Genomic DNA, 13,017 nt, shown 5'->3' on the forward strand with positions numbered 1-13,017 from the left:
AGATGAAGGTCGTTTGTATGGGAGACAGCCTGACATATGGATATGGAGTTGCAAGGGCAGCGGTGTGGACTGCCCTTCTTTCTGATGCGTGGCCCCAAATGAGCGTGATCAATAGAGGGATCAGCGGGGATACCACGGGAGGAATGATGGCGCGCCTGGAAAGGGATGTGGTGGAAGAACAGCCGGATTTTGCGATTTTGATGGGCGGAAGCAACGACATCTTTTTTGGGCGGGATTTAAAAGGGGCAAAGTGCGGCATCAGCGGGATGGTATTTCAATGTTTAGCCAATAAAATCAAAGTTGGGCTGGGCGTTCCTTTTCCGGTAGTCCAGGAAGGAATCGATGATAGGTGGAAACCATATGCGGGCGGAGAGAAAGTGCAGGAACTGCTCAAAGAATACAGACAATGGCTTCTGGAGTTTGGAGAGAGTTTTTCGATCGAGATCCTGGATTTTTGGAAAGTTCTGTCAGAACGGAAGGAAACCATAGGAAGATATTATCTGGATGGGATTCATCTGAATCCATTGGGGCATCGTTTGATCGGAGAATACCTGATAAAAAGGTTTTCCGTGAAATACAGCAATATGCTACAATAACAATACCAATATGCCGGTGTTGTGAATAAAGAAAGAAAAGAGGTTTGATCATGAAGAAAATTATCAATCACCCAGACCATGTTGTGCAGGAAATGATGGAGGGCTATATCGCTGCCTACGGAAGATATTTTAAGAAGCATCCGAAGGTAAACGGCGTCCTCTTAAAACAAAGCAGAAAAGATAAAGTTGCCCTTGTAATCGGCGGGGGAAGCGGTCATGAGCCTATGTTCTCCGGATTTGTCGGAAAAGGGTTGGCGGATGCGGCTGCCTGCGGGAACTTTTTCGCTTCTCCGGATCCAAATACAGTCTATGAGACGGCAAAAGCGGTGGAACAAGGAAAGGGAGTCCTTTTTGTCTATGGATGTTATGCCGGGGATAACTTGAACTTTGATATGGGTGAAGAGTTCTTGAATGATGAGGGGATCTCTACCGCCCACGTGCGGGTGTGGGACGACGTAGCCTCCGCTCCGAAGGAGAGGATCAGCGACCGCAGGGGTATTGCCGGGGATGTGTTCGTTGTCAAGATTGCGGGAGCGGCTTGTGATGCGGGACTCTCGCTTGAAGAAGTGACCAGGGTAACGGAGAAAGCCAGGGATAATACCAGGAGCGTAGGAGTGGCTACCGCTCCGGCTCAGCTTCCAGGGGTGGACCGTCCGATTTTTGAACTTCCGGAAGGAAAGATCGAGTATGGAATGGGACTTCATGGAGAGCGGGGAGTACTCAGGACAGACTGGCAGGAGGCGGATGTTCTGGCGGAACGTATGTATGGCCAGATTATGGAAGATGCGGATCTGTCGGCGGGAGATGAGGTGTGTGTCCTTGTAAATGGTCTTGGCTCTACTTCTATCGCGGAACTGGCGATTGTTTACCGTAAAGTGAAAGAACTGCTTGATCGGGACGGAATCAAAGTTCATGACACAGACTTGAACAGCTACTGCACCAGCCAGGAGATGGGAGGCTTTTCGATTACGCTTTTTAAGCTGGATGATGAATTGAAGAAATATTATGATATGCCTTGTTATTGTCCGTTTTATGCAAAGGGAGAGTTGACAGGAACGAGCATACAAGAAACGGAAGACTGCGCATCGGCAGCAGAGGAAACAGAAGAGCCTGAGTTTGATGAAAATGATATCGAAGATGTGGAGGTGGTCCGCAGCAAGGCGGGAGAACTGACTGAACTGAACGCGGAAGATACCAGAAATATGCTGATCTATATAGCCAATAAAATCATAGCCAATAAGCCTTATCTGACGGAAGTGGACAGCGCCATCGGAGATGGAGACCATGGGATTGGGATGGCTGGAGGAATGCAGAAAGTCCGCAGGAAAATGAGACAGATGGAAGGAGAGCATAATGCTTACGCATTATTTGAAGCTGCAGGCAAAGCCATGCTGTTGAGTATGGGCGGAGCATCGGGAGTGATTTTTGGAAGTCTATATCTGGCAGGAGCAAAGGGAATGGAAAGGAAAGAGACGCTGGCAGCTCAAGATCTGGCGCAGATGGAGCGAAAGAGCCTGGAAGCGATTCAGGAGAGAGGAAAAGCCGCGGTAGGAGACAAGACCATGGTAGATGCATTGGCGCCCGCGGTAGAAGCGCTGGAAGCGAATCAGGACAAAAGTTTGCTGGAGATGCTGAAATCAGCGGAAAAGGCGGCAAAGCAGGGAGTGGAGGACACAAAGAAATACCAGGCGAAATTTGGCCGGGCAAAATCGCTAATGGAACGTGCGATAGGTTACCAGGATGCGGGAGCGACATCAGTTTGGCTGATCTTTCAAGGAATGCGCGAGTTTGTAGAAGGATAAAAAGACATAAAAACGGATACATACTAGTATGGTATGTATCCGATTTTTTTGAGAATATTTTTGATCGAGAGTGGAAAGGGGGCTTCCCGGTGAGGGGAAAGGTAATTATTTTTTTTGTAACAAGAAGCCGGGAAGGCCTCCCCCTTTCCATCCCTTAGTGGATCAATTTCTTGACCGCACTCAGAGAGTCCCGAATAAGCCGATTAAATTTATCTGCCTGCCAGGCTGCCCGCCCGGTAAACAGTCCGTCGATGGAAGGCTGAACGATGAGTTCCTCTGCGTTTCCGGGATTAACACTCCCGCCGTAGAGGACGGGAATATCAGCTCCGGCTTTGCCAAAGATCTCGTTCAGACAGGTTTTGATCACTTGGTGCATTTCTTCGGCATAATCCGCGGTGGCAGGAGTCCCATTAACCCCTATGGACCATACCGGTTCATAGGCAACCCAGATTTTTGGAACCTGTGAGACGGGAACGTCATGAAAACCAACCTTAAGCTGTGTACGGAGAACTTCCGGACTGATGCCAAAAGCTTTCTCTTCCGCGGTTTCGCCGATACACAGCAGAGCGGTAAATCCGTGATTAAGAGCGGCTTTTACTTTCTTGTTTTCTTCCACATCCGTTTCGCCAAATACATGGCGACGTTCCGAATGACCGATCATTACAAGATCCAGTCCCAGCTCTTTAAGCATAAGAGGAGAAATCTCTCCGGTAAACTGTCCTTCGTCCTCCCAGCACATATTCTGCGCGCCCAGTTTGATATACTGCCGGTCAAAGCATTGAGTCGCGCTTTCCAGAGTGGTAAAAGAAGGAATGATAAAGAGCTCGATCTCTTCACGACTAAGATCCTTGGTGTAGTCCGCAAGAGCTTTGAGATACTCGGTTGTGTCTTTGATATTTTTATACATTTTTAAATTGCTTCCAAAATATATCTTCTTCATGCCGCGCTCCTTATATGTCATACACCTTGAATTGTAAAAACCAAAACTACTATATCTATTATACTAAAAAGGAAAGAAAAATTCAATCAAGAACAAAGGAATTTTCGATTTCATCTGTTTTTGATCAGGAAGGAAGAGTGTCAAAGCAAAACACACCGCATATTCTGATAGCAAGAGGTATTTGGAATATGAGGTGTTTTGCTATGGCTTACTCGATTATGCTGGATGCTGGGCACGGCGGCCGGGATCCGGGGGCTGTGTATAATGGACGGCAGGAAAAGGATGATACGCTCGCGCTTACGCTGGCTGTTGGAGAAATCCTCCAAAATAACGGAATCGACGTGGAGTACACCAGGACGACAGATGTCTATGAGACACCGCTTGAGAAGGCTATGGAAGCGAATAACGCGGGAGTAGACTTCTTTGTTTCAATCCACCGCAATTCGTTTCCTGTAGATAATGAAGTGTCAGGGGTGGAGACATTAGTTTATGACCTTTCCGGCCTGAAGTATCAGGTGGCGCAGGACATCAACGAGCAGTTAGAGTCGGTGGGATTTGTGGATCTTGGCGTGAAAGCGAGACCGGGACTGGTGGTTCTTAGAAGGACAGAGATGCCGGCGGTGCTGGTGGAAGCGGGATTTATCAATTCAGACACAGACAATTATCTGTTTGATGAAAATTTTGACGATATTGCACAAGCGATAGCAAGGGGGATTTTAGATGGGCTGACTTCAGCCGGTGAGATCCAGAATACAAATTACCGGGTTCAAGTGGGATTATTCCGGAATTGGAACTATGCTCAGAGATTGGAAAACGAACTGTTGGAACAGGGCTTTCCGGCGTTTATCGATGATTCCGGTCAGTATATCAGCGTGCAGGTGGGAGAATATCAGACTCTCGAAGAGGCGGCAGAGGCTGAAAGACAGTTGAAAAACGCGGGCTATCAGACATTGATTGTCAGTTAAACAGGAGTGAAGAAGTTTTACCTAAGTTTTGCGAAAGTTTACCGTATGTTTTAACAAAGAGCTCTTACAATAAAAACAAAGAAATGAGAGTTGTCGATACATAGGAGGAGGTATGACAAATGACGCTTTTGTGGAATGTGGTAAAGAGATTTTTTCATGAAGAGTGGACAGCCGGCGTATTTTTGGCGGCAAATATCCTTTTCTGGACAGCGGGAAGTATGGCGGCAGGAATGATGTTCTGCGTTGTTGCGGCAGGAGCGGCGGCAGTCAGCTGCGCGGCAAACGTTTTGTGTATATCTATCTATGCGGGGATCATCCTGGGGCTGTTCGGGGGGATTCTGTTTTTGGCCCGCAGACAGCAATAGCTTTTTGAGATTGTCTGTGATAATATATTCCCAGAAACACCAGGGGGAAATTTCCCCTGACATCTTCTTGGAAGACGGAGGGAATATAGATGGCAGAGAAAATTGGATTTCAAGAGAAGTTAAGAGGAATTCTGGAACTGGCGAAAGAACAAGGGGACGTTCTTTCTATGGAAGAAACAGAAGAATACTTTGAGGAAGAAGCGCTTTCTCAGGAGCAGATAGAATTAGTATATCAATACTTAATGGAGCAGGGAGTGCGGGTAAAAGGATACGAGCCCGCCGGAGGGATCTTAAAGGAGTCCGGCGAGGAACGGGAGGCGCTTAACGCAGAAGAGCAGAAGTATCTGGATCATTATCTGGGAGAGATAGAGACGCTTGAGGAATCGGGCGAAGATAGACTTGCCCATTATCTGGGGGAAGTTGTAGAAGAGGCAAGGGAACTGCGGCGGGGAGAGGTGTTTCTGGGGGATCTGATACAGGAAGGAAACATGCGTCTTGTGGTTTCCATGGGAGAAAATCCCGAGAAATCAGAGGAGGAGATCCTTAAGGAAGTCCGCCAGTCCATGATAAGTCTGATCGAAATAAGCGGAGCGGCCAAACAGGGAGACAGACAGATGGTTCGGAAAGTATCCCAGCTGAAAAAAGCGGTGATCGAGATGGAAAAGGAAGAAGAGCGAAAGGTGACTCTCGAAGAAGCCGCGGAACGGCTGGGGATCACAAGACAGGAGGCGGAAGCGATCTGGAAGCTGACTGGAGAAGAGGAAAATTAGAGCGCAGACAGGAACGATGGAGAGGCATCGTTCCTGTCTTTATCTATAGGATGAGGTTTGGCGGATGAAAGGCATTGTCTGGAGGGAGTGTTTTTGTTATAGTTAAAGAACGGAGAAAAAAGAAAAAGGAGGCTGGCGGCATGATTTTATTTATTGAGTATCCGAAATGCAGCACTTGCCAGAAGGCGAAGAAATGGCTGGATGAACATCAGGTGGAGTATCAAGACCGTCATATCAAAGAAAATAATCCGACAGCAGAGGAACTGCGTCAATGGCACGAGATGAGCGGGCTGCCTTTGAAGAAGTTCTTTAATACCAGCGGGATGCTGTATAAGAGCATGGAGCTGAAGAACAAACTGCCGGAGATGACAGAGGAGGAGCAGTACGAGCTGCTTGGAACGGACGGGATGTTGGTAAAGCGCCCGCTGGTCATAGGCAAAGACTTTGTACTGACCGGTTTCCGCGAGAAGGAATGGGAGGAAAAGCTGGGTTTCCATCCTTGTGTTTTTTGAAAGGATGATATATAATAAGGAAAGCAAAAAAGCAGCCCAGCGCCGATGGCAGAGCAGATGCCGCGGCGGCGGAGAAATTGGAGGATTCGTTTTATGTTAGTATCAGCAAAAGATATGCTTGAAAAAGCGGTAGCAGGCCATTACGCAGTCGGCCATTTTAACATCAATAATCTGGAATGGACGAAGGCTATCCTTACGGCGGCGGAAGAGTGCAAATCTCCCGTTATCCTTGGAGTTTCTGAGGGAGCGGGAAAATATATGACTGGTTTTAAGACGGTGACTGAGATGGTAAAAGCAATGACAGACGAAATGGGGATCACAGTACCGGTTGCTCTCCATCTGGATCACGGAACTTATGAAGGATGCTATAAATGTATTGAGGCGGGGTTCTCATCCATTATGTTTGATGGGTCTAAGTATCCGATTGAAGAAAATGTGGCGAAAACGAAAGAACTGATCGCTGTCTGCAGAGAAAAGGGAATGTCTTTGGAAGCGGAAGTAGGGGCCATCGGCGGCGAGGAAGATGGAGTCGTTGGACAAGGCGAGTGCGCTGATCCGGAGGAATGTAAGATGATCGCGGATCTGGGTGTGGATATGCTTGCGGCAGGGATTGGAAATATCCATGGGAAATATCCCGCTAACTGGGCAGGATTAAGCTTTGAGACCCTGGATGCGATCCAGAAGCTGACCGGCAATCTTCCTCTGGTACTGCACGGGGGGACAGGAATCCCGGAAGATATGATCAAAAAGGCGATCAGCCTTGGCGTGGCTAAGATCAATGTGAATACAGAGTGCCAGCTTGCGTTTGCGGATGCGACGCGGAAATATGTGGAAGCGGGGAAAGACCTGGAAGGAAAAGGGTTCGATCCAAGGAAGCTTCTCAAACCAGGATGCGATGCGATCATCGCCACAGTAAAAGAGAAGATGGAACTGTTCGGCTCCGTCGGAAAAGCGTAAGAAAAAGGAAAATAAAGGCGTTCCGGCAGTTAAGTTGGAACGCCTTCCTTGTTTGAAATCAAGAAGAAAAAGAAAGGATAAACAAAGCATGGGAGAGGCATTTAATGTAGCTGATATTTTTGGGGAAGATGTATTTAATGATACAGTCATGCAGGAAAGACTTCCTAAGAAAGTATACCGGGATCTGAAACAGACAATAGAAGAAGGCAAGGAGTTAGATCTTGCGACAGCGGATGTGATCGCCCACGAGATGAAGGAATGGGCGATTGAAAAAGGCGCGACTCATTATACGCACTGGTTTCAGCCGCTGACCGGAGTGACCGCGGAAAAGCATGATTCCTTTATCTCAGCGCCGCTGGACAGCGGCAAGGTCCTGATGAGTTTCTCGGGAAAAGAGCTGATCAAGGGAGAACCGGATGCTTCTTCTTTCCCTTCGGGAGGATTAAGGGCAACCTTTGAGGCCAGAGGCTATACAGCGTGGGATTGTACCTCTCCGGCGTTTGTAAGACACGATGCCGCGGGGGCGACCCTGTGTATTCCAACCGCGTTTTGTTCTTATACAGGAGCGGCGCTGGATCAGAAAACGCCGCTTCTTCGTTCTATGGAAGCGATCGGTGAGCAGTCTCTCCGCCTGATCCGTCACTTTGGCAATACCACATCTAAGAAAGTCATTCCGCAGGTGGGGGCGGAGCAGGAGTATTTTCTGGTAGACGCTAAGAAGTTTATGGAGAGAAAGGACCTGATCTACACCGGAAGGACTTTGTTTGGCGCAATGCCGCCCAAAGGGCAGGAATTGGATGATCACTATTTTGGAACGATTCGGCAGAGGATTGCTGCTTTTATGCGGGACGTCAATATTGAATTGTGGAAAGTTGGAGTGACGGCTAAGACTCAGCATAATGAAGTGGCGCCGGCCCAGCATGAACTTGCGCCCATTTACGCAAAGGCAAATGTGGCGGTAGACCATAACCATTTGGTTATGCAGACGATGAAGCGGATCGCGGGACAGCACGGTATGAAGTGTCTGTTTCATGAGAAACCCTTTGCCGGAGTCAATGGTTCAGGAAAACACAATAACTGGTCTTTGACTACGGATGATGGAAAAAATCTTTTGGACCCCGGGAAGACTCCTCATGAAAATATCCAATTTCTGCTGGTTCTGACGTGTATTCTGAAAGCGGTAGACGAGCATGCTGATCTCTTAAGAGAGTCGGCTGCCGATCCGGGAAATGATCACAGACTGGGAGGAAACGAAGCGCCTCCGGCTATTATCTCTGTATTTTTAGGAGATCAATTGGAAGATGTGATCCAACAGCTTGTAAGTACGGGGGAAGCGACCCACAGCTTAAAAGGCGGCAAGCTGGAGACAGGCGTGAGCACCCTTCCGCAGCTTGCGAAAGATGCGACGGACCGCAATCGGACCTCGCCATTTGCCTTTACCGGAAACAAATTCGAATTCCGCATGGTGGGGGCCAGAGATTCTGTGGCAAGCCCTAATGTAGTCTTGAATACTATCGTTGCGGAAGCGTTTGCGGAAGCTTGTGATGTGCTGGATCAGGCAGAGGATTTTGAAATGGCGGTCCATGATCTGATCAAGCAGTACGCGATCGAACATCAGAAGATTATTTTTAACGGGAATGGCTATTCGGAAGAGTGGGTCAAGGAGGCTAAGAGAAGAGGTCTGTCAAATATCCGCTCTATGGTGGAGGCAATCCCTGCGCTTACTACAGAGAAGTCGGTCAAGATGTTTGAGCGATTTAAGGTGCTGACGAAAGCGGAATTGGAATCCAGAGCGGAGATTCGTTATGAGAATTATTCCAAGGCGATCAATATTGAGGCCAGGACAATGATCGATATGGCAAGCAAGCAGTTCCTTCCGGCATTTATCAAGTATACAAAGTCTTTGGCGGATACAGTCAATTCAGTGAGAGAAGCGGGCGCGGACGCGACGGTGCAGACGGAGATCCTGCAGGAGGTGACGAAACTTCTTGGAGAGACCAGAAACGCGTTGGAAGCACTGACGAAAGCGGCGGATGAGGCGCTGGAAAAGACGGAAGGAAAAGAGAGGGCAAGATTCTACTATTTTGAAGTGACTCCGGCAATGGAAGCCTTAAGGGCGCCGGTAGACCGGATGGAAATGATCATGGATAAAGAAGCGTGGCCCATGCCGTCTTATGGAGATCTTCTTTTTGAAGTATAAACCGACAGGAGGGACTAAATGACCAAAAAGGAGTTTTTGGAAAAATTAAAAGAGGCTCTTGGCAATGACTTGAGCGGCCCTGTGGTACAGGAACAGACCGTTTATTACAGGCGGTATATTGAAGATGAAGTCAGAAAAGGAAGAAGAGAAGAGGATGTGGTAGCCGAACTGGGCGATCCCTGGGCGATCGCCCGGACCATTATCGATTCTGTGGAAATGCAGGGAGGAACGGGAGGAAGCTACGCTTATGAGCCGGAAAGCAAGAGAAGCTATGACAGATATCAGGAAGAAGCCAATGTCCATGTGTTTGGAATTGATACCTGGTGGAAGAAGCTGCTTTTGATCTTGGGCGTTGTTGGGATTTTTCTCCTGGTGATCGCGGTCATTGGGGGAATCTTCAGTCTGCTGGTACCCATCCTTATTCCGTTGATCTTGATTTCGCTGATCTTTCGTCTGCTGGATCGGCGAAGATAGGAAAATAAAGGAAAAAGTAAAAGACCGATGGGGGAGCCATCGGTCTTTTGAGGGGAGTATAAATAATTAATAAGGGGTTGTAGAAAGTATCCTTCCTACAAACATAAGTATAATATAGGGAAATATAAAAAGCAAGATAAAATTTAAAAAAATCTTAATATATTTGAGATTCTATTTTTGTGAAAAAGATACATAAAAAAAATCCGCAGGGACATAATAACCTCGTAATCAAAAAGATTAGGAGGAATTCAAATGGCTAAGAATTATCATTCATCCAACAACAGCTCAAACACATTCGACCAGAATTCTAAGAGCAAAAACGGAGCAAAACAGAATGCCGGAACTCAGAATTCAATGAATAAGAATGCATCCGGACAGAATACGTCCAATAGAAATGGAGCGGGAACTGACAGCGAAAACAGCAAATACTAGATCATGCAGAGTCAAAAAGGCGGGGCATAAGAATATGTCCCCGCCTTTTTGCGCCGCGTAAAATCAGATTGACAAAGGCATAGAGGCGGGGCTAAGATAGAGAAAGGGACTGACCCCTGGAATGTACAGGAAATGGAGAGATTCGACGGATGACTGAGAAGATAGAATTGATCGCGCCGTGTCATTTTGGCCTGGAGGCCGTCCTGAAACGGGAAATTGGGGATCTGGGATATGAGATCACTGAGGTAGATGACGGAAGGGTGACCTTCCGCGGAGATATTACGGCGGTATGCCGCGCAAATTTGTTTCTGAGGACAGCGGAGAGGATATTGATAAAAGTGGGGAGCTTTCGCGCCGAGAGCTTTGAAGAGTTGTTTGAAGAGACCAGAAAACTGCCATGGGAAGCATATATCCCAAAGGATGGAAAATTCTGGGTGTCCAAAGCGGCATCGGTCAAGAGCAGGCTGTTTAGTCCATCGGATATTCAATCCATCATGAAGAAAGCTATGGTCAGAAGATTAGGAGACCATTATCATGTGGGATGGTTTCCGGAAGACGGCGCTTCTTATCCGGTTCGGGTTTTTTTGAAAAAGGACTGTGTGACGGTAGGGCTTGACACATCTGGGGTATCTCTCCATAAACGAGGATACCGGGAGGTGTCCGGAAAGGCGCCTATAACGGAGACGCTGGCGGCGGCCCTGATTCTTCTGACACCGTGGAAAAAAGACAGGATTCTGGTAGACCCTTTCTGCGGAAGCGGGACATTCTTGATTGAAGCGGCAATGATGGCGGCAGATATAGCGCCAGGTATGAACCGTTCGTTTACGGCGGAAGAGTGGACGAATTTTCTGCCTAAAAGAGGCTGGTACGACGGGGCTGATGAGGCGGCTTCCCGGATACATATACCGACAGGAATGGATATCCAGGGATATGATATTGACGGGTCTGTTATTAAAATCGCGAGGAGAAACGCGAAAGAGGCGGGAGTGGAAGAAATGATCCACTTCCAGGAGCGGGATGTGAGAAATTTAAGCCATCCCAAGAAATATGGCTTTATCATTACGAATCCGCCTTATGGAGAGCGGCTGGAGGAAAAAGAGGCGCTGCCTGACCTGTACCGGGCTTTTGGGGAAAGCTTCAGAGGACTGGATTCCTGGTCTGCTTATATGATCACATCCTATGAGGACGCGGAGCGTTATTTCGGCCGCAAGGCAGATAAAAACCGGAAGATCTACAACGGAATGCTGAAGACATATTTTTACCAGTTTCTGGGGCCAAAACCGCCCAGACGGACAGATAAGCAGCGGAAGGGAGAAGAACGGTAAAGATGAAGACGATTATTTTTGCTACGGGAAATGAACATAAAATGGTAGAGATCCGAATGATCTTGGATGGGCTTGGAGCCCGTATTTTGTCGCAGAAGGAAGCCGGAATCCAGGCGGATGTGGTGGAAGATGGCAGGACCTTTGAGGAAAACGCTCTGATCAAAGCAAGAGAGATCGCTAAAGAGGCCGCAAAGAATCCTGAATATCAGGATGCGGTAGTTTTGGCGGATGATTCGGGATTAGAGATCGACTATCTCAATAAAGAACCGGGAATTTACTCGGCCAGATATATGGGAGAAGATACTTCCTATGATATCAAGAATAACGCTTTGCTGGAAAGAATGAAGGGTGTGCCCAAGGAGCAGAGGACCGCGCGGTTCGTTTGCGCCATAGCGTCAGTATTTCCAGACGGAGAGGCTCAGGTAGTACGCGGCACGATGGAAGGACAGATTGGATATGAGATTGCCGGAGAAAATGGATTTGGATACGATCCGATATTTTTCCTGCCGGATTACGGGTGTACCAGCGCGCAGCTTGCTCCGGAGAAAAAGAATGAATTAAGTCACAGAGGAGAAGGACTTCGAAAGATGCGGAAGATCCTGCTCGAGAAATGGGATAATGAAAAGGGAATGAAAAATAGATGAAAATATTGATCGTAAGCGATACACACAAATCTCATGGGAACCTGGAAAAAGCGATCAGGGAATCGGCGCCTATTGATATGCTGATCCATCTTGGAGATGTGGAAGGCGGAGAGGATTACATCAGAGCGCTGGCGGATTGCCCCGCGCATATTTTGGGAGGAAACAACGACTTTTTCTCAGAGCTTCCAAGGGAAGAAGAGTTTTTTGTAGATGGACTTCATCTGTTTATTACCCATGGACATTATTATTATGTGGCTGTGGGGGAAGAAAATCTGAAAGAGGAAGCCAGAGGCCGGGGAGCGGATATTGTGATGTACGGCCATACCCATAAGCCTTCTTTTACAAAAGAAACAGATCTGATCACGCTCAATCCGGGGAGTATCGCATACCCAAGACAGGAGGGGAGAAAAGGGACCTATATGCTGATGGAAACGGATAAAAACGGGAAAGCAGAATTTACATTAAAGTATGTCTGAGACTGTTTGAGAAAGTTGATGAGAAAATTAAAAAAAGTTGTTGACAAGCAAGAAACCATGCTATATAATATGTCTTGTGTCACGGCGAATGACATACAGTGACAGGAATAAAATACGAACGGGGTGTGGCTCAGCTTGGCTAGAGCGCCTGGTTTGGGACCAGGAGGTCGCAGGTTCAAATCCTGTCACCCCGATATTCATGCGGGTGTAGTTCAATGGTAGAACACTAGCCTTCCAAGCTAGATACGTGGGTTCGATTCCCATCACCCGCTTTCTTAAAGCCCTGAAAAGGGAATTAAGAAGGCGTCGTTCCTGAAGAGAACGGGCTTGTGAGTCTGTAGCTCAGCTGGATAGAGCAACGGCCTTCTAAGCCGTAGGTCGAGGGTTCGAATCCCCCCAGGCTCGTTGGAACCACGACAATTGAATAATGTGGTACTTTGCCGGATCTGAAGGTCTGGCGGGTAATAGATATGGTGGGTATGGTGCAGTTGGTTAGCGCGCCAGATTGTGGTTCTGGATATCATGGGTTCGAGTCCCATTACCCACCCTCTTTTTTTAT

Annotated in this window: 14 protein-coding genes and 4 tRNA genes; 17 read left to right on the forward strand and 1 reads right to left on the reverse strand. The window is 47.7% G+C overall.

Annotated features, from left to right (window positions below):
• Positions 1-2 precede the first annotated feature (2 nt).
• Together FND36_02655 and dhaL are read left to right on the forward strand one after the other, a co-directional pair.
• Entirely contained in the window at positions 3-596 is a 594-nt protein-coding gene (locus tag FND36_02655; protein ID QDW73043.1) for a hypothetical protein, read from the forward strand.
• A 47-nt stretch (positions 597-643) separates the two neighbouring features.
• Positions 644-2,398: a dihydroxyacetone kinase subunit L gene (gene dhaL, locus FND36_02660; protein ID QDW75517.1), complete on the forward strand. Its 1,755-nt coding sequence runs from the start codon at positions 644-646 to the stop codon at positions 2,396-2,398.
• Between the two features lie 154 nt (positions 2,399-2,552).
• Here dhaL and FND36_02665 read toward each other — a convergent pair whose 3' ends face one another.
• On the reverse strand, positions 2,553-3,338 hold the full coding sequence (locus FND36_02665) for a triose-phosphate isomerase (protein ID QDW73044.1): 786 nt from the start codon (positions 3,336-3,338) through the stop codon (positions 2,553-2,555).
• Positions 3,339-3,541: 203 nt separating this feature from the next.
• Here FND36_02665 and FND36_02670 point away from each other — a divergent pair, with 203 nt between their 5' ends.
• The 15 genes from FND36_02670 (at position 3,542) to FND36_02740 (ending at position 13,005) form a co-directional block, all read left to right on the forward strand.
• Positions 3,542-4,303, forward strand: coding sequence for an N-acetylmuramoyl-L-alanine amidase (locus FND36_02670; GenBank protein ID QDW73045.1), 762 nt, complete (start codon positions 3,542-3,544; stop codon positions 4,301-4,303).
• A gap of 119 nt (positions 4,304-4,422) precedes the next feature.
• Positions 4,423-4,668 (forward strand): hypothetical protein, encoded by a 246-nt coding sequence (locus FND36_02675; protein QDW73046.1) that lies wholly within the window; start codon positions 4,423-4,425, stop codon positions 4,666-4,668.
• Positions 4,669-4,757: 89 nt separating this feature from the next.
• On the forward strand, positions 4,758-5,438 hold the full coding sequence (locus FND36_02680; protein ID QDW73047.1) for a hypothetical protein: 681 nt from the start codon (positions 4,758-4,760) through the stop codon (positions 5,436-5,438).
• A gap of 140 nt (positions 5,439-5,578) precedes the next feature.
• Positions 5,579-5,950, forward strand: a complete 372-nt coding sequence (locus FND36_02685; GenBank protein ID QDW73048.1) for an arsenate reductase family protein — start codon at positions 5,579-5,581, stop codon at positions 5,948-5,950.
• 93 nt (positions 5,951-6,043) lie between these two features.
• Positions 6,044-6,907, forward strand: coding sequence for a class II fructose-1,6-bisphosphate aldolase (fba, locus tag FND36_02690; protein ID QDW73049.1), 864 nt, complete (start codon positions 6,044-6,046; stop codon positions 6,905-6,907).
• Positions 6,908-6,995: 88 nt separating this feature from the next.
• Entirely contained in the window at positions 6,996-9,107 is a 2,112-nt protein-coding gene (locus FND36_02695) for a glutamine synthetase type III (GenBank protein ID QDW73050.1), read from the forward strand.
• An 18-nt stretch (positions 9,108-9,125) separates the two neighbouring features.
• Positions 9,126-9,581, forward strand: a complete 456-nt coding sequence (locus FND36_02700; protein QDW73051.1) for a DUF1700 domain-containing protein — start codon at positions 9,126-9,128, stop codon at positions 9,579-9,581.
• A gap of 252 nt (positions 9,582-9,833) precedes the next feature.
• Positions 9,834-10,013 (forward strand): hypothetical protein, encoded by a 180-nt coding sequence (locus tag FND36_02705; protein QDW73052.1) that lies wholly within the window; start codon positions 9,834-9,836, stop codon positions 10,011-10,013.
• Between the two features lie 149 nt (positions 10,014-10,162).
• Positions 10,163-11,338, forward strand: a complete 1,176-nt coding sequence (locus FND36_02710; protein ID QDW73053.1) for a class I SAM-dependent RNA methyltransferase — start codon at positions 10,163-10,165, stop codon at positions 11,336-11,338.
• A 2-nt stretch (positions 11,339-11,340) separates the two neighbouring features.
• Positions 11,341-11,982 (forward strand): RdgB/HAM1 family non-canonical purine NTP pyrophosphatase, encoded by a 642-nt coding sequence (gene rdgB, locus FND36_02715; protein QDW73054.1) that lies wholly within the window; start codon positions 11,341-11,343, stop codon positions 11,980-11,982.
• Positions 11,979-12,458, forward strand: coding sequence for a metallophosphoesterase (locus tag FND36_02720; GenBank protein ID QDW73055.1), 480 nt, complete (start codon positions 11,979-11,981; stop codon positions 12,456-12,458). The genes rdgB and FND36_02720 overlap by 4 nt, the downstream gene beginning before the upstream one ends.
• Positions 12,459-12,577: 119 nt before the next feature.
• A tRNA-Pro gene (locus FND36_02725) sits at positions 12,578-12,652 on the forward strand.
• Positions 12,653-12,659: 7 nt separating this feature from the next.
• Positions 12,660-12,730 (forward strand) — tRNA-Gly (locus tag FND36_02730).
• A 59-nt stretch (positions 12,731-12,789) separates the two neighbouring features.
• Positions 12,790-12,863: transfer RNA gene (locus FND36_02735), tRNA-Arg, on the forward strand.
• Between the two features lie 68 nt (positions 12,864-12,931).
• Positions 12,932-13,005, forward strand: a tRNA-His gene (locus FND36_02740).
• Positions 13,006-13,017: the final 12 nt, after the last annotated feature.

The sequence above is a fragment of the Lachnospiraceae bacterium KGMB03038 genome (genome assembly GCA_007361935.1).
Classification (GTDB): domain Bacteria; phylum Bacillota; class Clostridia; order Lachnospirales; family Lachnospiraceae; genus Massilistercora.